Annotated in this window: 21 protein-coding genes and 5 pseudogenes; 17 read left to right on the top strand and 9 right to left on the bottom strand. The window is 69.7% G+C overall.

The window, feature by feature from the left end; all coding sequences use genetic code 11:
- The 12 genes and pseudogenes from ACIBK3_RS43830 to ACIBK3_RS43775 all read left to right on the top strand — a co-directional run bounded on the left by ACIBK3_RS43830 (position 1) and on the right by ACIBK3_RS43775 (position 9,301).
- Positions 1–249: a transposase gene (locus ACIBK3_RS43830; protein WP_399374130.1), complete on the top strand. Its 249-nt coding sequence runs from the start codon at positions 1–3 to the stop codon at positions 247–249.
- 79 nt (positions 250–328) lie between these two features.
- Positions 329–556 carry an IS3 family transposase gene (locus tag ACIBK3_RS43825; RefSeq protein ID WP_399374013.1) on the top strand — a complete coding sequence of 76 codons (228 nt, stop codon included), beginning with the start codon at positions 329–331 and terminating at the stop codon, positions 554–556.
- A gap of 551 nt (positions 557–1,107) precedes the next feature.
- A complete protein-coding gene (locus tag ACIBK3_RS43820; RefSeq protein WP_399374012.1) occupies positions 1,108–1,242 on the top strand; it encodes a hypothetical protein in 135 nt (44 codons plus the stop codon).
- 147 nt (positions 1,243–1,389) lie between these two features.
- A complete protein-coding gene (locus ACIBK3_RS43815) occupies positions 1,390–2,511 on the top strand; it encodes a glycosyltransferase (protein WP_399374010.1) in 1,122 nt (373 codons plus the stop codon).
- A gap of 194 nt (positions 2,512–2,705) precedes the next feature.
- A pseudogene (locus ACIBK3_RS43810) lies at positions 2,706–3,174 on the top strand (SDR family NAD(P)-dependent oxidoreductase); the annotation flags it as partial.
- A gap of 26 nt (positions 3,175–3,200) precedes the next feature.
- Positions 3,201–3,428: pseudogene (locus tag ACIBK3_RS43805) on the top strand (hypothetical protein); the annotation flags it as partial.
- A gap of 366 nt (positions 3,429–3,794) precedes the next feature.
- Positions 3,795–4,799, top strand: coding sequence for a methyltransferase (locus ACIBK3_RS43800; RefSeq protein WP_399374008.1), 1,005 nt, complete (start codon positions 3,795–3,797; stop codon positions 4,797–4,799).
- A gap of 322 nt (positions 4,800–5,121) precedes the next feature.
- Positions 5,122–5,274: pseudogene (locus tag ACIBK3_RS43795) on the top strand (NAD(P)-binding protein); the annotation flags it as partial.
- A 77-nt stretch (positions 5,275–5,351) separates the two neighbouring features.
- On the top strand, positions 5,352–6,152 hold the full coding sequence (locus ACIBK3_RS43790; RefSeq protein WP_399374007.1) for an amidase: 801 nt from the start codon (positions 5,352–5,354) through the stop codon (positions 6,150–6,152).
- 135 nt (positions 6,153–6,287) lie between these two features.
- Positions 6,288–7,199, top strand: coding sequence for a helix-turn-helix domain-containing protein (locus tag ACIBK3_RS43785; protein WP_399374005.1), 912 nt, complete (start codon positions 6,288–6,290; stop codon positions 7,197–7,199).
- A gap of 195 nt (positions 7,200–7,394) precedes the next feature.
- The gene (locus ACIBK3_RS43780) at positions 7,395–8,372 is read left to right on the top strand and encodes an SMP-30/gluconolactonase/LRE family protein (RefSeq protein WP_399374003.1); all 978 of its coding nucleotides are present in this window, start codon (positions 7,395–7,397) and stop codon (positions 8,370–8,372) included.
- 29 nt (positions 8,373–8,401) lie between these two features.
- Positions 8,402–9,301, top strand: a complete 900-nt coding sequence (locus ACIBK3_RS43775; protein ID WP_399374002.1) for an MBL fold metallo-hydrolase — start codon at positions 8,402–8,404, stop codon at positions 9,299–9,301.
- 541 nt (positions 9,302–9,842) lie between these two features.
- Here ACIBK3_RS43775 and ACIBK3_RS43770 read toward each other — a convergent pair.
- On the bottom strand, positions 9,843–10,760 hold the full coding sequence (locus tag ACIBK3_RS43770; protein WP_399374001.1) for a peptidoglycan-binding protein: 918 nt from the start codon (positions 10,758–10,760) through the stop codon (positions 9,843–9,845).
- A 569-nt stretch (positions 10,761–11,329) separates the two neighbouring features.
- Here ACIBK3_RS43770 and ACIBK3_RS43765 point away from each other — a divergent pair.
- A complete protein-coding gene (locus ACIBK3_RS43765; RefSeq protein ID WP_399373999.1) occupies positions 11,330–12,358 on the top strand; it encodes a helix-turn-helix domain-containing protein in 1,029 nt (342 codons plus the stop codon).
- 63 nt (positions 12,359–12,421) lie between these two features.
- Here the strand turns inward: ACIBK3_RS43765 and ACIBK3_RS43760 are convergent, their stop codons facing one another.
- The gene (locus ACIBK3_RS43760) at positions 12,422–13,477 is read right to left on the bottom strand and encodes an aldo/keto reductase (protein WP_399373998.1); all 1,056 of its coding nucleotides are present in this window, start codon (positions 13,475–13,477) and stop codon (positions 12,422–12,424) included.
- 371 nt (positions 13,478–13,848) lie between these two features.
- Between ACIBK3_RS43760 and ACIBK3_RS43755 the strand changes: the two genes are divergently transcribed.
- Entirely contained in the window at positions 13,849–14,424 is a 576-nt protein-coding gene (locus tag ACIBK3_RS43755) for a TetR/AcrR family transcriptional regulator (RefSeq protein ID WP_399373996.1), read from the top strand.
- A gap of 53 nt (positions 14,425–14,477) precedes the next feature.
- Here the strand turns inward: ACIBK3_RS43755 and ACIBK3_RS43750 are convergent, their stop codons facing one another.
- Complete coding sequence (locus tag ACIBK3_RS43750; protein WP_399373995.1) at positions 14,478–14,879, bottom strand: hypothetical protein; 402 nt, start codon at positions 14,877–14,879, stop codon at positions 14,478–14,480.
- Between the two features lie 357 nt (positions 14,880–15,236).
- Positions 15,237–15,638, bottom strand: coding sequence for a RidA family protein (locus ACIBK3_RS43745; protein ID WP_399373993.1), 402 nt, complete (start codon positions 15,636–15,638; stop codon positions 15,237–15,239).
- A gap of 57 nt (positions 15,639–15,695) precedes the next feature.
- Between ACIBK3_RS43745 and ACIBK3_RS43740 the strand changes: the two are divergent.
- Positions 15,696–15,842, top strand: a pseudogene (locus ACIBK3_RS43740) (winged helix-turn-helix transcriptional regulator); the annotation flags it as partial.
- A 23-nt stretch (positions 15,843–15,865) separates the two neighbouring features.
- On the opposite strand, the gene ACIBK3_RS43735 reads toward ACIBK3_RS43740, so the two are convergent.
- The 3 genes from ACIBK3_RS43735 to ACIBK3_RS43725 form a co-directional block, all read right to left on the bottom strand.
- Complete coding sequence (locus ACIBK3_RS43735; protein ID WP_399373992.1) at positions 15,866–16,663, bottom strand: SDR family NAD(P)-dependent oxidoreductase; 798 nt, start codon at positions 16,661–16,663, stop codon at positions 15,866–15,868.
- A gap of 44 nt (positions 16,664–16,707) precedes the next feature.
- Positions 16,708–17,661 (bottom strand): alpha/beta hydrolase family protein, encoded by a 954-nt coding sequence (locus tag ACIBK3_RS43730; RefSeq protein WP_399373990.1) that lies wholly within the window; start codon positions 17,659–17,661, stop codon positions 16,708–16,710.
- Between the two features lie 68 nt (positions 17,662–17,729).
- Positions 17,730–18,614: an NAD(P)H-binding protein gene (locus tag ACIBK3_RS43725; protein ID WP_399373989.1), complete on the bottom strand. Its 885-nt coding sequence runs from the start codon at positions 18,612–18,614 to the stop codon at positions 17,730–17,732.
- 166 nt (positions 18,615–18,780) lie between these two features.
- Here ACIBK3_RS43725 and ACIBK3_RS43720 point away from each other — a divergent pair, with 166 nt between their 5' ends.
- Together ACIBK3_RS43720 and ACIBK3_RS43715 are read left to right on the top strand one after the other, a co-directional pair.
- A complete protein-coding gene (locus ACIBK3_RS43720) occupies positions 18,781–19,668 on the top strand; it encodes a LysR family transcriptional regulator (protein WP_399373988.1) in 888 nt (295 codons plus the stop codon).
- Positions 19,669–20,151: 483 nt separating this feature from the next.
- Positions 20,152–22,608 carry an RICIN domain-containing protein gene (locus ACIBK3_RS43715; RefSeq protein ID WP_399373987.1) on the top strand — a complete coding sequence of 819 codons (2,457 nt, stop codon included), beginning with the start codon at positions 20,152–20,154 and terminating at the stop codon, positions 22,606–22,608.
- Between the two features lie 56 nt (positions 22,609–22,664).
- On the opposite strand, the gene ACIBK3_RS43710 is transcribed toward ACIBK3_RS43715, so the two are convergent.
- Entirely contained in the window at positions 22,665–23,234 is a 570-nt protein-coding gene (locus tag ACIBK3_RS43710; protein WP_399374129.1) for an FCD domain-containing protein, read from the bottom strand.
- Positions 23,232–23,402 (bottom strand): annotated as a pseudogene (locus tag ACIBK3_RS43705) (transposase family protein); the annotation flags it as partial. The gene ACIBK3_RS43710 and the pseudogene ACIBK3_RS43705, both read right to left, overlap by 3 nt.
- Positions 23,403–23,498: the final 96 nt, after the last annotated feature.

Raw genomic sequence — 23,498 nt, 5'->3', positions numbered from 1 at the left:
CTGTCGCCCGAGTTCCGCCGTAAGGTCCTCGATCTCGTCGCTTCCGGAAGGAAGGTCGCCGAGGTCGTCCGGCTCCTCGGCGACAGCGACCGGACGATCTACGTCTGGCGGCGCCAACACCTCATCAACGCCGGACAGTTGCCCGGCACGAAGAGCAGCGACCTGTCCGAACTGGCTGCGGCCCGCAAGCGTATCGCCGAGCTGGAGGCCGAGTTGGCCATCCACCGGCGAGCTGCCGCTGCTGGGTGAGGTGACGTCCCCAAAAGGCGGTTCGAAGTCATCCGCGGATGGCCCGTGAACACCTGCCAGTGCAGCCGGCCTGCCGAGCGTGCACGTCGCGGAGTCCGGTTACTACGCCTGGCGGGAACGGCCGCCGTCCTTCTGGGCCCGGGTCCAGGTCGAACTGCTCAACCGCAGACGGTGGCGGACCCGGCTGGAGCTGCCGACCGCGCTCTTCGAGTACCTGGAAATCTTCCATGACCGACAGCGCAGGCACTTCGCGCTGGGCATGCTCAGCCCGGTGGAGTACGAACTCCGCACCCCGCCAGTAGCCTGAAACCAAGCAACTCGGCTCCGCCCAACTCGGGGCAGTCCGGAGCCTCCATCAGACTCGGAGCGGTTCACCGTGGGAGATTGAGTCTGCCGCAACTACGGCCGGATCGCTGCCGGGTGGCCGCGCAGGACGCTGACCGCCCTGCGCCGGCCAAGGCGGCCCGGCGGTCGGCTCGTGCCGGCCGCGGACGTGGCCAACCGGCTGCGCCCGGAGTCGCCGTCAAAGCCCTCGGATGATGGGGCACTTGCCGAACCATACGTCCGTCACAGAAATGGCGTTGATGTTCCATTGACGTGGCGCAGCGGTACAAGCGTGCCCACTGTTGATCTTCATAGAGTTGGGCGATGTCAGCATCGGCAGCGTGGTGGAGATCATCTGAAGTGAGCGGGCCTTGCCCCAGGCAATGCGTGCCATGTCCCGTCGTCGGCGTTGCCACCGACGAGGGGGCGAGGAACGACGACCCGGCGTTCAGAGACGCAGAACCTGGTTCAAGCGCGGCAGGTCTGGTCACGCCCGGCGACAAGCCACACGCCACCACGCTGATCGACCGCATCATGCTCGCCCTCACGACCGGCGAGGAACGCGGCGCAGCCGAGTGGCAGGAGCTCTTCTTTGCTGCCGAGTTCGCCCTGGACCGGATCGTTCCCGCGCGGGAGAACTTCTCCATCGTCGAGGCGCGCCTGCTGTGACAGGCGAAGTCATCGGGACCCTACGGGCTCGGCCGATGCCCGGCACGATGTCTGGGCGCCGACGCACGAGGTGGCCGGGGCCTCGTCCCTCGCCGGTCTCCGCTCACCGGCAATATTCACGAAACCGTATCAACTCAGGAGATATCCGTGCGCATTCTGTTCTCTGGTGTTCCCGCTTTCGGGCATCTGCTTCCCCAGCTACCCCTGGCCCGTGCGGCCCGCCAGGGCGGCCACGACGTGGCTGTGCTGACGGCCGCTGTCATGGACGGCCCGCTCGGCCTGCTGGTTCTCGGGGCCGGTCCTACGGGCCTCGAAGTGGTCGAGGAGCTCGCGCAGCGCACCGGCAGAAACATGTTGGAAGTGCTGGTGCCCGAGCCCGAGGATGTGGCCGAGCTTTTCGCCGGCGCCCGGGTCGACCTGACCATCGAAGAAGCCATGGATGCCGCCCGGGCTTGGAAGCCGGACCTCATCGTCGCCGAGGCCTACGATTTCGTGGGACCGCTGGTGGCTGCCGGGCTGGGTGTGCCGTGGAGCGTCCTGACCCTCGGCCCCGCCCTACCGGATGAGCAGGCGGCGCTGTTTTCCGCGACGGTCGCTCCACGCTACGAGCAACGCGGCCTGATTCCCACTCTTCCCCTGGCGTTCATCGACCGCTGCCCCCCGTCGTTGCAGATTCCTGGTTGGGTCGCTCCGGGCAACCGGATCGCGCTGCGGCCGGAACCACACCGTGAGGAGGGGTACTCCGGGGACGTTCCGCGGTTCTCTGGCGGGGAGGACCGCCCGCTCGTTCTGGTCACCTTGGGCACGGTGTTCAATGACCCGGGCTTGCTGGAGGCCATCGTGACGTCACTGGAGCCGGCCGGCGTCAATGTCATTGCGACCCTCGGTCCGGACGGCAGCCCCGACGCCACGACCGTCGAACGGGACTGGGTGCGCCTGGTGGACTTCGCCCCCCTGGACAGTCTCCTGGAGGACGTGAACGTGGTGGTGACCGCCGGAGGATCGGGCACTGTTCTCGGCACGCTCAGCCGTGGGATCCCGATGGTGCTGGCACCCCAGGGTGCCGATCAGGCTGTGAACGGCACTCGCGTGGCTGAGGTGGGGGCGGGAATCACAGTCGAGAAGCCGGACCAGATCGGCGAGGCCGTGGCCCGGTTGCTCGCCGACCGCTCGTTCTCGGACCGCGCGGGACTCCTCGCCCAGGAAATCGCCGACATGCGTTCTCCCGCGGAGGTCGTGCGGCAACTGGTGGCGCGCATGCCCGCATGACCGTCCGCGCGGTGTGATCGGCAGCGGCCTCCGGCCTGGTCGGGCCTTCGGCGCCGATCGGACCGGGGGCTTATGGCGGGCGGCAGCGGCGCAGGAGGTGTTGCGCGCTGCTGGCAGGCGCCCAGTTCCTGGTCGGCTGCCAGAAGGCGCAGCCGGCGCAGGGACAAAGCGCCGGTGGCGCTGGGGCGCGGTCCGGCCCGGTGAACCAGATGCCGGGGGCTGACTTCGACCACGTCTACGAGGTGAACCTCAAGGTTGTCTGGGTGGCCATGGTCGCCGACATCACCGCCATCCGCGCCACCGCCGGAACGGGAGCCATCGCCGACAACTCATCTGTCGGCAGCCTGATGGAAAACCCCGAACTGCCCGCCTATGGCGCGATGAAGCGAGCGGTCAACAGCCTCACCGAGTCGGCCGCCGTCACCTACGGCCCGGAAGGCAATCCGCGTCAACGCGATCGCCCCCGGCAACACGGCGACCGAGATGATCCGCACCTGGGAAGCGGATTCCCCCGGTCTGCAAGAGCGGCTCAACGCGCACACTTTTCTGCGCCGAGCCGCCGACCCCGGCGAAATCGCCCAGGCAGCCGCCTGGTTGCTGAGCGACCGTTCGTCCTACGTGACCGGCACGGTCCTGCGCGTCGACGGCGGCACACGGACCTGAGACTGAGCCGGGACGCCGCACGAGGCGCCGAGACCACGGACGAGAACCCCGAGCGGGTGTCCGCAGTCCAGCGGCTCACCTCGGCCTACCTCCGCACCGCGCGCCATCCCGGGGATTCCGCCTGGCAGACCGGGAGGGGCGCGCTGACGGCCGGTTCCAGCCCTCTCGGACGAGTCGACTCCAAGGAGGCCGCAGCGGCCTTGGCGGCGTGCCGGCAACGTGCCTGGTCTTCACGTCATCTCCCAGCGCCATGAGCGGGGCTCGATCCGGCGCGCGGGCATCTTCCCTCGCGGCACACACATTCCAGGAACCGGCGCCGATGTTCCATTGACGTGGCGCTGCGGTACAAGCGCGGCCGGTGTTGATCTCCCTAGGGTGGGCGGTGAGGCAGGTTCCGGCAGAAGTGCGCGGAGGCCGGGTCGTGTCATGTGTGAAGCGGACGGACAGCAGCTCAGGTCCACTGCCGTTCCGCAGCTCAAGGGCTTGCCGTGTCGCCGCCCCTCCGGTTCTGCCGGCCCTGCTCTCCAGCGCCTCTTGCGGCGTGCCCCTGAACACATGAGAGGACTTTGGTTGTCGTGACCGACGTGATACGTGGCGTTGACGGTGTGTCGAGTGATCCCGTGGCGGATGCCGCCGCAGTTCTCGACCTGCTCTCCGGCGGATTCGTTGCCCAGACCCTGCATGCAGTGGCCGCGTTGCACATAGCCGATCACCTTGCCGACGGTGCCCTGACGGCCGAAGAGGTCGCCGAGCGCGAGGGCAGTCATCCGCGAGCCACCTACCGTCTGATGCGCGCTGCCTGTTCCCTGGGCGTGCTGACGTACGAGGGGGACCGCCGGTTCGGCCTCACCGGGCGAGGCCAGGTCCTGCGAGAGGACGTGCCGGGTTCCCTGCGGAATTTCCTTCTGGTGCAGACCGGACACGCGCACTGGCAGTCCTGGGGCCACTTCCCGGACGCGGTCCGCAAGGGGACCAGCCAGACGAAGAAGGCACTGGGCACGGACATCTTCGAGTACTACGCGCAGCCGGAGAACGTCGAGGAAGCCACACTCTTCTCGCGGGCGATGGGAGATCTGTCCGGTCTGGTGACGGACGGCACCGTGGCCGCGGTCGACACCGCCGGTGTGTCCAACGTGGTGGACGTCGGCGGCGCCGACGGCCATTTCGTCCTGGCGCTGATGGAAGCCAACCCCGGGATGCTCGGGCAGGTGCTCGACCTGCCCCACGCCGTCGAGGGCGCCCGCCTGGAGAGCGAGAAGCGCGGTCTGTCCGACCGCTTCTCCGCCGTAGGGGGTGACTTCTTCGCCGAGGTTCCCGCCGCGGACCTCTACCTCCTGAAGTCGGTCCTGCACGACTGGGACGACGACCAGTGCACAGCCATCCTGCGCAACTGCCGGTCCGTCGTGAACGAGGGCGGGCGCGCCCTGGTCGTGGAGATGGTCATCGGGGAGATGGGCCGGCCCGACTTCGCCACCCGGATGGACATGCTCATGCTCAACATGACGAAGGGCATGGAACGCGACCTGGACGAATACGATGCCCTCTTCGCCGCCGCCGGCTGGCGCCGCTCGAAGACCCACCCCGTGGGAAGCGGCTACTCCGCCCTGGAACTCGTCGCCCTGTGACAGCTTGACGACGTGAAGCCCGGCCACGTCGGTCCGTACGCACGGTTATCTCACGTCCCGATGTGGGCGGGGTTCCGGCGTCGACGTATCCCGTGGCCGGCCGGCGGATGGCGAGTGTCGGGACGTGGCCGTGCCGCACGCAGGAGGCGCGCGGCGAGGAGAGCCGGGTCAGTTGCACGAGGGGCATGCCCGATGGCTCCCCGCCGCCACGTCCGACGCCGCCCTCAGGGCCTGGAACAGGACAGCCGATCGCCTGAGGGACCAGCACGTGTCGCCACGTCGACCACCGCGCCGCCGGCCTGATCAGGCATGTCACCAGGCCATGCCCCGTTGCCCCATTGGCTTCCAGAAGCTCACACCTGGAGAGACCGTGCCCGAGTCACTCAGCGTCCTGGTCGTCGGCGCGGGAGTCGCCGGCCTGTCCGCCGCCCGCGCACTTGGCCGACGGGGCATATCCGTCGACATCGTCGAGCGCACGGCTGAGGCCCGAACGGGAACGGGCCTGTTCCTGCCGGGTCCCATCTCGATCGCGTCGAGGCCGTGGATCCCTCCGTGCATGGTGTCATCACCCTGCTCGGCGAACAGGCCCTGGCCGAGGCGGATCGGGCCGATGCCGCCGTCGCGCGCGGCGACGACCTTGGTCCCCTGCACGGAGTTCCCTTCACGGTCAAGGATTGCCTCGACACCGCGGGCGTGGTGACCACGCGCGGGTCGCGACTGTTCGCCGACCACGTTCCGGCGGCCGACGCTACTGCCGTGGCGCGGATGCGTGCTGCGGGTGGCGTCCTTCTCGCCAAGACGAGTTTGCCGGAGTTCTCGTACTGGACGGAGACCGACAACCTCCTGGTGGGTCCGGCCCGTAATCCCTGGGACCTGCGGCGGACTCCGGGTGGGTCCAGCGGTGGTGAGGCGGCGGCGATCGCGGCCGGCATGTCACCGTTGGGGCTGGGCAGTGACGTGGCGATCTCGGTGCGCGGGCCCGCGCACTTCACCGGCATCGTGGCCATGAAGGCCACCCACGGCCGCGTCCCGTACACGGGGCACTGGCCCCCCGTGCTGCGCCGCTACTGGCATGTCGGGCCCATGGCCCGCACGGTCCGGGACATCGCGAGCGCCTACCGGATCCTCGCCGGCCCCGACGGCGTCGACGGATACGCGACCCTGCCGCAGGACCTCCGCCATGACCCGGACGGCGGTCGGGTGGTGCGGCGCGCCGGCATGCTGCTGGAACTGGTCACCACCTGGTACGCCGACGATGCACTGCTGAGGCCGGCATCGCTCCTGGAGTCCGCGAGCCCGGTCCGCGGACACCGCCCGCCGGTGACCACCGGCCCGACGGACGCCGACTCCTGAATCTCCCCACATGAGGAGACGCGCGGCACCTGCGCCGGCCGACCCTGCGCCACGCCTTGCGCTTTGCCACGCCCTGCCCTGCCTAGCCATGGCAGGGGATGGCTGGTTCCGGAGCGGCACACCACACTGTGAGTCATGAACGGAAAGCGGCCCCTCGGGGAGTTCCTGCAAAAACGCCGGTCCCAGGTGCGGCCGGAGGACGTGGGGCTCCCCACATACGGGGAGACGCGTCGGGTGCCCGGCCTGCGTCGCGAGGAGTTGGCGCTGCTGGCCGGTGTGAGTTCCTCGTACTACACCAGGCTCGAGCAGGGACGCTCGTCGAACGCCTCCCCGGAGGTTCTCGAAGCCATCGCCCGCGCCCTGGACCTGGACGAGGCCGAGCGCCTGCACCTGCACGATCTCGCCGCGGCGCAGCGCCGCCCGGTGAGGCCGCGCCGCGTGCCGCCCGAGCAGGTGGCGGCATCGGTCGGCCAGCTGGTGTCGGCGCTGACCGATGTGCCGGTGGTCGTCCTGGGCCAGCGGTGTGACGTGCTGGCCTGGAACCGGACGGGGCACCTGCTGTTCGCCGGGCATCTCGACCCCGACAGCCCGGACCGGCCCGCGGACCGGCCGAACATGGCGGAGCTGGTGTTCTGTGACGGCCATACGCGGGATCTGTACGCGGACTGGCAGCAGAAGGCACGGGACGTGGTGGGAACCCTGCGCCTGGCGGCCGGGCGTCATCCCGACGATCCGAAAATGGCCTCACTCATCGGGCGTCTCATGCTGCAGAGCGAGGAGTTCGAAGCGCTGTGGGGCGACCACCGGGTCCGTGCCTGCCCCGTCGCGGTCTACACCATGAGGCATCCGCTGGTGGGCTCGATGGAGGTGACGCAGCAGACCCTCCAGGCCGAACTGGACCAGCGGGTCGTCATGGTCACCGCGGCACCCGACTCGGCCTCCGCCCATGCACTCGCCCTCCTCGCCCGCACCGCCCAATCCGGCCGGGACGGCGGTCGGGCCGCGCAGCCCGCGGCATCGGACCATGCAGTCCACAGCGCGAGCTGAGACGCCGCCCGGCCGCACGCTTTCCCCTCTCATTCCTGTGCCTCCGCTCATTCCTGGGCCTCCGCGCTGACCCCTGCCGGAAGGCTTTCTGATCCGGCGCTCCATCGGCGTGCCCGGAAACACTCCCGTCCACATGTCTCGTGGGCGTGTCTCGTCGGCATGTCTCATCGGCATGTCCAGAACCCAGAAGGACGCATGAAGAAACGACTCATGGGTGCCGTTCTCGCCACCGCTGCGGCCGGCCTCTCCCTCACCACGGTCGCCGCGGCGACTCCCGCGACGGCCGACCTCGCCCCCCTGTCCCGGGCCCGGGTGGTCACCCACTTCGACCTGGACAAGGGCCAGATGCCGGAGAACGCCGTCATCGAACCGAACGGCTCCGTGGACGTGACCTTCGCCGCCGCCCGTCAGGTGGCGCGCATCGACCGGCACGGCACCACGCGCATCCTGGCCACCCTGCCGGCCCCCTCCGACGGCGGCGTCCACACCCCGGTCCTCGGCTTCCCCCTGACCACCGGCCTGGTCCGCGCCCACGACGGAACCCTCTACGTCCTGTACGCCACCGGTACAGCGGACTTGACCGGCCTGTGGCGGCTGAAGCCGGGACACGCGACGCCGCAGCGCATCGCCGCCCTCCCGGCCGACGGCCTGCCCAACGGACTGGCCTTCGATCCCCGCGCGCACGCCTTCTACATCACGGACTCGGTCCTCGGCACCATATGGTCCGTCCCGGAGAACGGCGGACGGGCGACGGCCTGGTCGACCGCACCGGAGCTCGCCGCACGGGGATTCCTCGGAGTCAACGGCGCACGCGTGCGCGAGGGCGCCCTGTGGGTGACCAACCTCGACCAGGGCAGTGTGGTGAGCTTCCCGATCCGCGGCGGCCACCGCGCGGGCACTCCGACCGTCCGGGCGACCGACCTGGAGGGCATCGACGACTTCGCCTTCACCGGCCGCGGCAACGAGATCCTTGCCGCGCTCAACGGGCCCGGCAAGGTCGTACGCATCGCGGCCGACGGTACGAGCAACACCGTGCTGGACGCCTCCGACGGACTGCAGAACCCCACCTCCGTGGCGATCCGCGGCAAGGACGTCTACGTGCCGAGCGCCGCCTACATCACCGCCACCGACCCCAACCTGATCCACGCCCGCCTGAACCGGCACGGCCGCTGACTCACCGACGGCCGCGAGGAGATCCCTTCATGAACAGCATCACACTCGGTGACGTTGAAATTATCCGGGTCGAGGAAATGCACGGCCCGGTCGGCATGACACCGGAGCAGTTTTTCCCCGGCTCACCACAGCACCTGTGGAACGAGCAGCATCCGCTGCTGGTCCCCGACTTCCTGAACCCGGACACCAACATCTGCGAAGTGGCCGTGCAGACCTGGGTCCTGCGGAGCCAGGGCCGGACCATCCTCATCGACACCGGCATCGGCAACCACAAGGAACGCCCCGCCGTGCCGTCCTGGGGACACCTGGACCTGGACTTCCTGGGCAACCTTGCGCACGCCGGCGTCCTACCCGACGACGTCGACCTCGTGATCAACACGCATCTGCACGTCGACCACGTCGGCTGGAACACCCGCCTGGAGGGCCAGTTCTGGGTTCCGACGTTCCCCAACGCGACCTATCTGATGCCCAAACCGGACTTCGAATACTGGAACCCGGCCAACAACCCGAAGATCACCGGCGGTGTGAACCAGAACGTCTTCGAGGACAGCATCGCGCCCGTCCACGCGGCGGGTCAGACGGAGTTCTGGGAGTCCGAGTACGTCATCGACTCCGCTCTCCGCCTGGTGGCGGCGCCCGGCCACACCCCCGGTTCCAGCATCGTGAAGCTGGAATCCGGCTCCGACCGCGCCCTTTTCGCCGGCGACCTCATGCACTCGCCCTTCCAGCTCGCGCACCCGGACCACAACAGCTGTTTCTGCGAGGACGCGGAGCAGTCCCGCGCGACGCGGCGCAGCTTCCTCGGCTGGGCGGCGGACCACCACGCCCTCGTCCTGCCGGCGCACTTCAGCGGACACGGCGCCCTCGAAGTCGACCGTCACGCGGACGCGTTCGCCGTCAAACGATGGTCCGAGCTCGCCGCACTCTGACCGCCTCGACCGCCGCCCGCCCGACCATACGGAAAGGCGGGCGGCGGACTCGTTCCCGCCGTACACCGAGCACGGTGCCACGCCGCGGAAGGAGCACCACCAGATGCCCTCCAGCTACCCGAATCCATCCCACCCGGGGCACACCGACATCTCCACCGCGTCCGGGACCGTCCGCGGACGGGACCTCCCCACGGGCACGGCCAGCGCGCCCTGCTCGGTCAGATCGCCCCGCCGCAGGACCTGGCCCGGCGGATGCACGCCGCCTGGATCCGCTTCGCCACCACCGGCGATCCGGGCTGGAACCCCTACAGCCCGGCACACCGGACCGTCATGCGCATCGGGCAGACCTGGACAGCCACCACTGGGCCCTGACCCGCCCCCGCCCTGCCCCACGCGGTGGCGGACGTGCACCGGGGAAGACACGGCACCCGAGACGGCGGCAGCGGACGCGGCGGCAGCGGGCCGTGGCCGGCGGTGAACCCGGCAACGGCCGGGAAGGCCGGCGCCCCAGGGGCCGCGCTGCCGGCCGCGGTGCCACCGGTCAGGAGAAGAGCAGCCGCCACGTCAGGGGGCCCGGCAGGCCGTCGGCGTCGCCACGCAACTCCTTGCGGGACTTCTGGAAGTCGCGGACATTGAGACGGTCGGCCTCGCCCCAGGTGCGGCTGGGACCCACTTTGTAATGGTCGCCGAAGCCGCGCTTCACCAGCTGCTTGCCCAGCTGGAGCACGTACTGGTTCGATTGCCCGTCCCGGAAGTACTTGCGGCCCGGGTAGGCGGGCACGGCCGGCTTGGTGGTGCCGGGCTTGCCGGGGGTGTCGTCGTCCACGTCCAGGTCGGCCTTGGCGTACTTGAGGATCCGGGCGATATCGATCGCGCCGGGGTCACCGTGGACGTTCTCGGGAACGTGCATATGGCCGCAGACACCCTTGAACTCGGTCCACCCGGCGCCCGTCATCCGCTGACCGCCGCCGTTCCCGTACGAACTCGGGTACGCAGGCCACTGCTTGGGGCTGGACAGCGCCACGCCGTGCTCCTCGTGCATCCAGGACAGGAACCGCGCCACACCCTGAAGGGCCCAGTCGGGAGCGTCCGGCCAGTACACGTGGGACTGCTTCGCGGTTTTCCACTTCGCGTGCGTCGCGGGGTCGCAGGTGCCGACCAGCTCCACCTGGCACACGTTCAGCGTGTTCGTCTCCACACCCCCGCTCTTGTTGACCAGCGCACGGGAGGATCTCTCGATGTCGAAGTGCTGGTACCACTTCAGCTTCTTGGCGGCGAGATCGGGAACGGCCGTCAGGTTGGGCGCCGTGGAGCCACCGTCGTAACCGGGCAGCGTACGGCCCTCGGTGGTGTGCAGGACGACGACGTTCACCTCCATCGCGTCCCCGGAATGGTCGTCCTGGTACCAGCTCGCGCGGCTGGAGCCGGGAAAGCGCTGGGGCCCGGTCATGATGCTCATGCACAGCCTCCTGATGCTTGGTCTCCCGGGGCGTGAAAGCACGGGAGTTGGCGGGAACAGTACGCAACAACCGTGACGCGCAGGGCGGTTGTGGCAAACACCACGCCGGGTCGGCCCGGTGAGCGGAGGCAGTGTCCCCGTCGCGGAGAACACCGCTTCACACCGAAGTACGAGCCATTGAGCGCGCCGGTTCACCACGGCGTAGGGGAGTGCCCTTCCACCCGGTGCGTCGGGTGCCGGCCCCGGAGATGATCGTCCTGGTTCTTCGGCACCGCACAGCAAAATGCCCGCACCGGGGCGCGGACAGATCCTGCGAACTGCGACATCTGACGACGACGCCACATGGCGAAGCCGTCCGTCACCACAGAGCAACGGCCACAGGCTTGAATCTGCTCCGGGTCCACGACGGCAAGGCCCGGTGGGCCGGCGAGCGGGACTCGCCGGATGAGACGACGCCGTATGGAAAATGTGTGCCGTGATGGAACACGTGCGCCAAGGGTGTCGTTGAGGAGAGGGATGGGGTGGCGTGACACCGCCGCCGGCCATCCGAGAGTGGGGATCGACAGTCGATGGACAGCACCGAGCGCACCGATCCGGGGGCCGGCGGAGAGCGCGGGACGCTCGCCGCGGACGTCACCGCCGGGATCACGCGATGGGACAGCTTCGACGCGTTGCGGCGCGAGTGGGACGTACAGGTCAGCGGGGCGTTTCCGTTTCCGCCCTTCAACAAGCACACGCCCGACACCTTCCGGGTCCGATGGCACGCCTCCAAGGCGCGCGATGCCGTGGTCGCCGACTTCTACGCCGAGGCGACGGACGGCGAGACCGAGGGCAGCCACGCCCACCACCTAGACGACCGGGTCGTGGTGCACGTGATCCGGAAAAGCGAGCTGCGCTTCGCCCGGCCGCGCGATCGTGGCGGTCCCACCGTGCCGGCCGGTCAGTTCATCGCGTGGCGCACCAGCCCGCCCTGGCACCTGGGGCTGGGACCGCGGACGACGTCGAAGATGCTGGTTCTGCCCGGGGCGGAGATCGGACCGCTGATCGGTGACCGGTCGGTCGTCGGGCCGGCCGACTCGGCCGAGATGCGTGTGCTGATGGCTCACGCGCAGATGGTCGGCTCGCTGCTGCATGACCTCACTCCGGGCGGTGTGCAGGCCGCCCGCGACGCCCTGATCGAACTGTTCAAAGGAGTCCTGGCCCAAGGGCTCGACGACAACGAGCCCCGGCTGGCCCCCGCGCTCGCCCAGGCGGCCATGAACATCGTCGACCGCCGCCTCACCGATCCTGACCTCTCGCCCTCCATGCTCTCCCGCGAACTCAATGTCTCCGTACGGACGTTGCACCGGGCGTTCGCTGCCGTCGAGGAGTCGGTGGCCGGGTACATCCGCCGCAGCCGCCTCCGACAGGCCCGGGCCGAACTGACCTCCTCCTACGGCCGGCCGAGCATCTCCGAACTGGCCGCCCGCTGGCAGTTCTCGGACAGCAGCCACTTCATCCGCGCCTTCAAGCAGCAGTACGGCCAGACCCCCGCCCAGTACGCCCGGTCGGGTGACCGCACCGTCCCCGGGCGCGGGTCCGGACTGATTCCGGACTGATCTGGCGGGTCCTGCCGGCGGCCGGGTCCGTGAACGCCGCAGCGGGTCACGTCGTCACTGTGATCAGATCACGGGCACGGGGTGGCGATCGACCCGCTGAGCGTCGCCTCCGAGGCTCGCGGCCAGGGCGGCGGCGGCCGTCTCGTGGGGTGTGCCGAGCGCGACGGCGCCGGCCTGCTCCAACCGCTGGTACTGGTCATCGGTGAGGGCGACGTCGAGCGCTCCGAGATAGGCGCCGAGTTGGGTGGTGGTTCGCGGGCCGATGACCGGGACGAATGCGGTGGCGGCGCGAGCGGCGCGGGTGCGCAGCCATGCCATCGACACCTGGGCGGCGTCGGCCCCGGTCTCCTCGGCGATGGCCAGGACGGTGTCGAGGACCGTGGTCTTGCGTTCTCCGTCTTCAGTGTGCACTCCGGCGCCCCACCGTGTGAGGCGGCCCTCGCTGCTGTGGCGGTACTTGCCGGTCAGCAGGCCGCCGGCCAGCGGGGCGTAGAGGGCGGCGCCGAGGCCGAACGCTTCGGCCATGGGCAGCAGTTCGCGGTCGGCGGTGCGGTCGGCGAGGCTGTACTCGATCTGTATGCCGACGATCGGCGCGCTGTTGCGCAGGTCGGCGATGGTCGCGGCGGCCGCCACCCGCCAGGCGGGGAAGTTGGACAGGCCCCCGTGAAGGATCTTTCCTGCCCGGACCAGGTCGTCGAAAGCGCTGACGATCTCGTCCACGGGTGTGAGGGTGTCGGGCAGGTGGGCCCAGTACACGTCGATGTAGTCGGTCCGGAGCCGCTTCAGACTCGCCTCCAGCGAACGGACCATGGTCTTACGGCCGTTGCCCGTCTCGCTGATCCGGGTGTGCTCGCCGCTTCCGCGGGTGTACTTGGTCGCCAGGACGAAGTGGTCGCGGTCGGCGGCGAGCAGTTCGCCGACCACTGTCTCGGCCTCCCCGCGCTGGTAGTGGTCGGCGGTGTCGATGAAGGTGCCGCCCGCTTCCGCGAAGGCGTTGAAGATCGCCCCGGACTCCTCGCGCCCGGCGCCCACGCCGGGCGCGGTGGAGAAGTTGGCGGTGCCGAGCGCGTACTCCGATACGCGCAGGCCGGTGCGTCGGCCGAACGTGGTGTGCTGCATCGTCTCGTTGCCTTACTTGTCGGGGGCCGTGAAGCGCGATGAGAGGTGACTGCCTTGTCGAACGGGTGACTGCCGTGTTGCGGAGGTGACTGCCGAGGTGGGCGGACGACTGCCTGGTGCGCGGGGTGCCTGCCGTGTCGCGCGGGTTGACTGCCGTGTCGTACGCAGGAGGCAGCGGCGGCACGTGACGGATGACGGGTTGCCGCCACAGAAAGCGGAATCCGATTCCGGAATCATAGCGGAATCTGATTCCGGTAAGCTGGGCGGGGACAGAAACACAGTGCCGGGCGCCCGACGGGCATCCGGCACCCGACGCGAGGAGCAGTGCATTGGCCACCCGTGTCCCGGGAGCAGCCCCGGAGTCCAAGGCGGTGGCCGACAAGCCGTTGCGCGCGCACGCGCTGCGCAACCGCAACTCCCTCCTGACGGCAGCGCGCGAGGCGTTCGACGCCGCGGAATCCGACATCCGTATCGAGGAGATCGCCCGCAGGGCGGGAGTCGGGGTAGGCACGTTCTACCGCCACTTCGAGACCCGCGAGGCCATCGTCGAGGCCGTGTACCGCCAGCGAGTCGAAGACCTGTGCGGCACGGCACCACGCCTTCTGAGCACGCTCCCCCCGTACGACGCGCTCCAGGCGTTCCTTCAGCAGCTCATCACCCATTCCGCGGCCAGCCAGGGAATGGCCATGGCGCTGCAGACCGTCATGAACACCGGATCACCGGTTTTCGCGCAGGCCCGGGCGGCCATGACCGATGCCATCGCCGCCGTCATGGCCGCGGCGGTCGAGGCCGGCACGATCCGCGCGGACATCACGCCGGAAACCGTCTTCCAGGCCATGGGCGGCATCTGCACGTCGCACGGCCAGCCCGGCTGGGAAGCGAGAGCGCAAGCGGTGGTCCGCCTGCTCCTCGACGGGCTGCGTCACAATGCCGCCGACCCACGCTGACGGCCCGGTCGGGCCGCACCTCCGCCGGCTCCGTCGAGGCGGGGACAGGCACGTCAGCTTGCGTGCCGGGTCCCTGAGAAGTACGCATTGGACGCCGGAAGGAACATCGATCCGATGGCGCCGGTATACAGCAGACTCTGGGTAGCGCCGGGCAGCAGATCGTGGAGGTCGGCCGCCGTCGGCCAGTGGTAGCCGTCCATGCTCATGCCGGTGAGGAAGAAGGACACGCTGACAGTGCCGAGACCGACGAGCGTGAGCCGTGCCCAGTTGCGGCCCGCGCGCATCTTGAAGGCGAAGAGCAACCACAGCGCGTTGACGACGATCAGCGCACCGATGGATCTCGCGGCCTGCGCGGCGGCGCCGTGCCGTCCCACTTCCGCGCGCATCTGTTCGAGCCCGGAGTCGGGTCCGACGAAGGTGCCCGACACCGTGGTGACCAGGTCGACCAGAGCCACCGCGAGGCACATGGCGAAGGCTGCTTGCACTTCCCGGGGAGCCCCTGTTCGGCCCGCTTCTGTGCTGTTCATCCGTCCGTCCTGATCGTCCGTCCTGAATCGGCGGCACAGGCGATTTTGCCCGCTTGCTCATGGAGAGACGGCCGGCTGAGCCTGGAGGTTGCCAGCGACGACACGACAACATGCTGTGCCGCGCCCAGGAGTTGACGCTGCCGCCCAGGACGCGGGCGGCTTCGAGGTTACGGCCCGGTAGCTGGTGGACGCGTGCAGGTACAGGATCCACCGCCCATGGTCCCCGGAGCGCTGCCGGTCCGGGGGACCGTCGGCTGTGACCCACTGTCGGGCCTTGACCGGGGTTCAGGCGGGCAGTTTGGTGTCGACGACGAAGCTGATCTCGGTGGCCTGGCCGGGGAAGGTCAGTTCGAGGGCCCCGAGGACGGTGCTGGCCGGGCGGTGGTCGCCGAAGTACGCCAGGTTGCCTTCCGCCGTCGCCGCTGCGTTCTGCCGCAGGTTCACCACGTACAGGGTCTGCGAGACGATCTGGTTGCGGGTGGCGCCGTAGTGGTTCAGGACCCTGTCGAAGTTGGCGTACGTCTGCTTTTGCTGGGCGGCGGAGTCGTCCGCGTGGCGGAAGTCGCCCGCCTCGCCTAGCGAGAGCTGGCCGGAGACGTGGACCAGGTCGGCGGACCTGATCGACTGCGAGTAGCCGAAGTCGCTCTCGGCCGGGATCCGGTGGTCGAAGACGTCGATGGCGGTCATGCTGCCCGCCTCACTTGTCAGGGGAGCCCGCGGGTCCGGTTGCACCGAACGACGACCCGCACGGTGCACCTCACCGTGCCGCCACGCGTCGAGTACACCCTCACCGAGGCGGCCCAGGCCCTGCGCGCCACGGTCGACGGAATGTGCGGCTGGACCCATCAGTACCTCCACATCGAGGACGCCCGCCGCCGCTTCGACACCTGACGGGCGTGCGGGCTTGACGTCGATCACGTGGCCCCGCTCGGTGTTGCTGACCCGGCAACGGGGTCCTGGCCCAGCTGGTCCGGGTCGGCGGTCGGCTGTGTCCGCGTGATGTCGGGTCGTTCGGGGCCGTGGGGGATGTCGATGCGTTCCTCGCCGGTGCGCAGGGCACGCAGGATGACGGCGGCGACGTACTCGGGGCTGTGCGCGATCAGGCCGGCGGGGGTCGCGACCCCGGGGCGCAGGTCTCCGTTGCCGAACTCGGTGGCGGTGACGGACGGCAGGACCAGGGACACGTCGATGCCGTCACCGGCGAGTTCCTTGCGCGCGACCGTGCTGAGCATGTTGACCGCGGCCTTGGAGGCGGCGTAGGCACCGACGCCGGGCGGGGCGAGCACCGTGGTGCCGGAGCTGACGTTCACGATCCGTCCGGCGTGCCGGCGGCGCATGGCGGGCACCACCGCCTGCAGAGCGCTGACGACGCTGACGACGTTGAGGGTCAACAGGCGTGCGTACGCGGCGGGGTCGACGTCTTCCAGGCGGTGGTGGAGACTGGCGCCCGCGTTGTTGACCAGGCCGTCGATACGGCCGTGGCGGCGCAGCGCGGCGTCGGCGAGGGCGTGGAGTTGCGCGGGGTCGGTGACGTCGGTGGTCACGTGGAGGGCGTCGCCGAGTTCGCTGCTGAGGGCGGCCAGCCGGTCGGTGCGGCGGGCGGCCAGGACAGGGCGGGCCCCGGCGCGGTGCAGCAGCCGGGCGGTGGCCTCGCCGATGCCGGAGGAGGCGCCGGTGACGATGACGACGCGGTCGGACAGATCCAGGTTCACGTCTCTCCTGTCGGTGCCCGCCGGGGTGGGGCGGGTGTGCGGGGTCAGTCGTTCAGGTGGGTGGCGAGCCAGTCGAGCATCGGTGCCGGGCGGCGCTGGAACTCCAGGTAGCCGTCCCACCGGGCGGTGGTGTCTTCGATCCACTGCAGCTTCTTGTCGGCGGCGGGGATGTTGTCGAACATGGCCTGTACGTCGCTCGGGTGGGTGAGCACGTCGTCGCGCACCTGGTAGAGGTACGTGGGGACGTGGACGTTCTTCGCCCATTCGGCGGGGCTGCGGCGGGCGAAGCCGATGCTGGTGCGGGCGACGATGAGCCGTTCGAGCTGGTCGATGCGGTCCGCTAGTCCCAGCAGGTCCAGGCGCCGTCCGATGATGACGCGGGCGGTGACGGGCTGGACCGCGAGCAGGCAGCGCACGTCCTGGAACGCGTCGGGAAACTGCGTCATGGCGGCGAAGGTCGAGCTGGCCCCCAGGCAGCGGCTGAACAGGCCGACGGCCGTGTCGCGGGTGTCGGGACGGCGCCGTACGTAGTCCAGCGCGCCGGCGCCGTCGCGGGCCTCGTAGATGCCGCTGGAGGAGATTCCGCCGTTGCCCTCTCCGCTGTGGCCGTGATTGCGCAGGTCGTAGGCGAGGACGTGGTATCCGGCATCGTGGAGGATCTTGTAGTCGGGGGTGAAGTCGACCTCGAAGCCGTTGCCGCTGGCCGCCCACTGCGCGTGCCAGGGCTCCAGGTGGGCGGGCAGGCCGGAGCGGGTGAAACCCATGGGGTGGTTGGCGATGACGAGCCTGTCCGAGCCCGGGCAGGGGATGAACCAGCCCTCCAGGGGCACACCGTCCCGTGCGGGGAAGGTGACGTCCTCCCATTGGAGTCCCTGCTCGTCGGGAGTGTGCAGGATCGGGGAGCGCCGCTGACGACCGAAGGCGTCGGCGAAACCCTCCAGCACGGACGTGACCTGTTGGTCCGTCATCGCGGTGCCTGTCTGTACGTCGTCGCTCATGTGGCTGCCTTCTTCATCGCTTCCCTTCCGGGCTTTCCCGCGGACGGGCCTTCCGGCTCCCGCGCGGATCAGCCGGTGACGGCGGGCAGGAGGGTGTCCCGGCACCACTGGCGGAAACTGGTCGGGGTGCTGTTCTGCGGGGTGCGCACGACCGCGTTGTCGAGACCGGCGTCCTTGGCCAGTGCCATGTCGAGCAGCCCCTGCGCGATGGCGCCGGAGGACCCGAACCGCATCATCCGCTCCTTGTACTCCTCGCCGGAGATCTGCTGGAAACGCACGGGACGCCCCAGCACCTCGGTCATGATCCGCGCCATGTCGTCGAAGGAGAGGTCCTCGGGGCCGAGCACGGGTACTTCGCCGACCCCGTTCCACGAGTCGTCCAGGAGCAGCTCGGCGGCGACCGCGGCGATGTCGCGGATCGCGCAGGAGGGCATCCTGCGCTCGCCACGGATCGGCGAGGTGAACACGCCCCGCGTCCTGATGAGCTCCGCCTGCCACAGCAGGTTGTCCATGAACGAGGGCATGGTCAGCGCCCGGTAGTGCACGCCCGTGGCCGCGATCAGTTCGTCCATGGCCAGCGAAGCCGTCACATGTCCGGCGTGGGCCGCCTGCGGTGTGCCGCGGCCCAGGGCGGAGACGCCGACCACCCGGTCGACCGGCTGCGCCCGCAGGGCCTCGCACGCCGGCCGGGTGAAGTCCAGGTAGGCCGCCTCCAGCGAGGGCGCCCGCGGGTCCGGTGGCGTCAGCCAGAACACGGCCCGCGCACCGGCGAACGCCTTCGCGGCCACCTCCGGGTCCCCGTGCGAACCCTCGACGACCTCGACGCGCTCACGCACCGCCGAGGGCAGCCGGACAGCGTCCCGGACGACCACCCGGACAGGCACGTCCTCCGCCAGGAGACGCTTGAGTACCTGCCCGCCGATCTGGCCGGTGGGCGTGGTGACAACGATCACGACAGCTCTCCCTCACACATGAACGGCGACCACGGACAGGCGGACGGACGGCCGCGGCCACGCAGTGGAACCCCAGCTCCGGCGGTTCCAGTTGACGCCGTCCAGTGAAGACGGGCAGGCGGTGAATCGGAAGGATCAAGTGGGTTGGCACTGATACCCTCAAGGTATGAGTGACCTCGAAGTGCGGCAGCTCCGCTATTTCATGACGGTGGCGGAAGAACTGCATTTCGGGCGGGCCGCGGAGCGCCTGGGCATGGCCCAGCCGCCGCTGTCCCGCGCGATCCGCGATCTGGAGCGGCAGTTGGGCGTCCAGCTCCTGGAACGCACCACACGGCAGGTCACGCTGACACCGGCCGGACAGACCCTCCTGCGGGATGCCCGTATCGCCCTGGACGCGGTCGTCGCCGCCGCGGAGCGGGCCAGCAACGCCGGAAAGGCCACACCTGTTCTGCGCGTGGCTCTCAAGGCGGACTACGACGGCGGGCTCCTCCCCGGCATCCTCGCCGCCTACCGCACACAGGAAGCCGCCCTCCCGGTCGACCTCGTGCTGGGCGGACGCGGGGAACAGGTGCCGGCCCTGCGCCAGGGCCGTGCGGACGTCGCGCTGCTGCCCCGCCCCTTCGACGACCAAGGCCTGGACAGCGAACCGCTGCTGTCCGAACCCCGGCTGGTGGCGCTGGCGGCGACCGACCCGCTCACTGACCGTCCTCACCTGAACCTGGCCGACCTCCACGGCAGGGTCCTGCCCGACGGATCACCCGCCGACCAGGACGGGCGACCGCCCAGCCCCACCAGCAAGACCGCATCCGCCGGTCCGCCCCGGCGCCTGGACATGTCCCAGATTTTCAGCCTCATCGAGGTCGGCAGCATCATCTGGTTCCCCCCGGTCTCCGTCGCCCGCCGTCACCCCCGCCCCGGCATCGCCTACCGGACCGTCGAAGACCTCCGGCCCCTCGAACTCGCCCTCGCCTGGCCGCAGCACTCACGCTCGCCCGCCGTCGCCGCGTTCATCCGCACCGCCACCGGCGTCGCCGCCGCAGCGCCCGCCGCGTAGCCACCCAGACGGCACATCACCGCCTGCGCCCACGACGCCGGGGGGAGCCGTTCGGCCGGGGGAGTGCCAGAGGGGACGCCGTCCCGGCGCGCCCGGCGCTCGCCCCTCGACCGCGGCTGCCGGGTCAGAAGCCGCATCGGCCGTGCCCTGATCGGGGCGCAGGCGGGAGGAGTCCTCGTAGGTCAGGTCCCGGGTTCGTCTCCCGCCCGAAGCAGCCCTTCCCGCCGCCCTCGTAGGTCAGCAGGACGTCGACGGCGTCGTCGTAGTGCTGGGGCACGACCTGCCCGCCTCGGACGACCCCGTTCTCACTCCCGCACCCACCTGCTGACGCAGGAGAAGTGTCGGCAGCGGGGATGGACAGGGTGGGGGACGCATGCTGTCATGCGACTACGTCAGTCCACAGATACGAACACGTCTCCCCAAAGTCCGACGTTGAACAGTGCGTGCCCGTCATCCGTCGGCAAGACTGTCCAAGGAGTATCAGTGCCCCTCAACCGACGACGTCTTCTGCGTTACGGCGCGCTTTCCCTCGGTGCGGCCGCCCTGGGTCCGCGCACAGCCGCGGCCGCGGCTGCCGCCGAGTCCGCCTCGGCCAGGGACACGGTCGTGCGCCCGGCTCGTGGCGGGTTCTACGCCCCGAACGCCGCGCCGCTCGCACCGACAGCGTTCCTGAAGCTGCCGCTCGGCAGCGTCACCGCCCACGGTTGGCTCTCCCGGCAGCTGCACCAGCTCCGCGACGGCCTGTTCGGCCGCTACGCGGAAATCTCGCGCTACCTCGACTTCGACAACTCCGGTTGGGTACACCCTGAAAAAGACGGCTGGGAGGAGCTCCCGTACTGGCTGCGCGGCCACATGGACCTCGCCGTACTGACCGGTGACAACGATGCCATGGCCACCAACGACCGCTGGATGGAGGCGATCACCGCCACCCGGCAGTCCGACGGCTTTTTCGGCCCGACGCTGCTGCGCACCAAGCTCAACGGCAACCCGGACTTCTGGCCCTACCTGCCGTTACTCCAGGCGCTGCGCAGCCACGAGGAGCACACCGGGGACGGGCGTGCCGTCGGGCTGATGCTGCCCTTCCTGCGGTACATGAACGCCCAGGGGCCCGGCGCCTTCAACACCGACTGGATCTCCAAACGCTGGGGCGACGGCCTCGACCTCGCCTTCTGGCTCTACAACCGCACCGGAGAGGCCTTCCTCCTCGACCTCGCCGACAAGATGCACCGGTACGGCGCCAACTGGGTCGACAACTTCCCCGACCTGCACAACGTCAACGTCGCCCAGGGCTTCCGCGAGCCCGCCCAGTACGCCCTGCGCTCCGGCTCCGCCGACCTGACCCGCGCCACCTACCGCAACTACGCGGCCGTCATGGGCGCCTACGGGCAGTTCCCCGGCGGGGGCTCCGCCGGGGACGAGAACGCCCGGCCCGGGTTCGGCGACCCCCGGCAGGGCTTTGAGACCTGCGGCATCGTCGAGTACATGGCCAGCCACGAACTGCTCACCCGCGTCACCGGCGACCCGGTGTGGGCCGACCGGTGCGAGGAACTGGCCTTCAACCTGCTGCCCGCCGCCACCGATCCGAACGGCCGCGGCGTCCACTACATCACCAGCGCCAACAGCGTCGACCTCGACAACGTCGCGAAGAACCAGGGGCAGTTCCAGAACGGCTTCGCCATGCAGTCCTTCCAGCCCGGCGTCACCCAGTACCGCTGCTGCCCCCACAACTACGGCATGGGCTGGCCGTACTTCACCGAGGAACTCTGGCTGGCGACACCCGACCGCGGGCTCGCCGCCGCGATGTACGCGCCCAGCCGGGTACGGGCCAAGGTCGCCGACGGCACCGAGGTCACCATCACCGAGGACACCGACTATCCCTTCAAGGAGACCGTCACCCTCACCGTGTCCGCGCCGAAGCGGCTCGCCTTCCCGCTCCTGCTGCGCATCCCCGGCTGGTGCTCCGCCCCGGACATCCGTGTGAACGGCGCGCGGGTCACGGCCCCGGCGGGCCCCGCCTTCGCCCGGATCGACCGCACCTGGGCCAGCGGTGACACGGTCACGGTGCGCCTGCCGCAGCGCACCACCGTACGTACCTGGACCGGCAACCACGGCGCCGTCAGCGTCGACCACGGGCCGCTCACCTACTCCCTGCGCATCGGTGAGCGCTACGAGCGTTACGCCGGCACCGACACCTTCCCCGAGTACGCGGTGCACGCCACAACTCCGTGGAACTACGGTCTGCTCCCCGATCCCCTCGACGGCCTGCGCTTCACCGCGGACTCCGGACCGGTCACCGGCGACCCCTTCAGCCAGCGCGCCACTCCCGTTCGCATCACGGCGCGGGTCCGAAGAATCGAGGCATGGACCTCCGACAGCCAGCATGTCGTCAACCCCCTGCAGCAGAGCCCCGCACGCAGCACCGCTCCGGTCGGGGACGTCACCCTGATCCCCATGGGCGCGGCCAGGCTCCGCATCACCGCCTTCCCCACCGCTTCTCCCGACGGTCATGCCTGGGTGCCGGAGCCGCCGTTCCACCGCGTCCTCAACCGCAACAGCAACAAGGTCCTCGGCGTGGACGGCATGTCGCTGGCCGACAGTGCCCGCGTCGTCCAGTTCGACGACAACGGAACCGCCGACCACTCCTGGCAGTTGGTGGACCGAGGCAGCGGCTGGTACCTCATCCGCAACGGCAACAGCGGAAAGGTGCTGGGCGTGGACGGCATGTCCACCGCCGACAGCGCCGTCGTCGTGCAGTTCGAGGACAACGGCACCGACGACCACCTGTGGGAACTGCTCGACAACGGCGACGGCTGGTACCGCATCCGCAACCGGCACAGCGGCAAGGTTATCGGCGTCGATCGGATGTCGACGGCCAACAGCGCCCAGGTGGTGCAGTTCGACGACAACGGCACCGAAGACCACCTGTGGCGTCTGCTCTGACGCAGAGCCGACCCGCCTTGCGCGGCCGGTGAGTTAGCTCGGGAGCGGGGGCGGCGTCAGCGCGCGTGACGGTCGTCCTCGAGACCGGCCTGGACGGGTGCCGACGGCGAGCGCTGCGGATGCGTGAGACTGATCATGTCCGTGTGATGAAGCCTCGCCGCCGTTTCGAGGCCTTTGCGGTGCTTGAGACGGATGGCCTCCAACAGCCGGGCCTGCACCTCCAGGTTGTGGCGCACCGTCTCCTCGGCGCCGTCGACGTAGAAGGCACGGATGAGCGCACCCGTCAGGACGAGGACCAGGGCGCCGTACATGCCGCTGAGCAGCGGCACCCGAGCGGCACGAGCGATCACCCGGTGGAAGTCGACGTTCGTCTCGAGACAGCGCCGGGGATCGTGGGCCGAGCCCTGCATCGCCCGCAGCGCTGCCTCCATGTGACGCAGGTCTTCGTCTTCGGCTCGCTGGAGCGCGAGATTGTTGAACACGTCGTCGAGCAGTGTCCGCGACTCGAAGATCTCCAGCGGGGGAAGAGTGAGCCTTTTCAGCGATGCCTCTCCAGGGTGAGGACGGCCTTGGCGATGACGGTCATGCGGCCGGGACTGACGCGGGCTCTGCGGAGGATCTGCCAGGTGGACGACAGCCGTGACATAGGCATGAGCGGTGCCGACGGATATCCCGAAGCCGGCCGCGACGCGCGCGAGGGTGTCGTGGCGGCGCAGGTACACCAGCGCGACCGGCACACGCTGGTGCGGCGGGAGCTTGCACCGCCGGTCACCCTCACGGGTGACGATGAGCATCGTGACCCCTTAAGAATGGTGGTGGTCCGGGAGGACTGGGTGTAGCTGATGGTGACCTGCCGTTTGTGGCTCCGAGTGAGTGGCTGCCCAGTTCTC

The organism is Streptomyces sp. NPDC050287 (assembly GCF_044459385.1).
Lineage (GTDB): Bacteria > Actinomycetota > Actinomycetes > Streptomycetales > Streptomycetaceae > Streptomyces.
The sequence above is the reverse complement of the archived record's forward strand: the minus strand, read 5'-3'. Positions and strand labels throughout refer to the sequence as shown.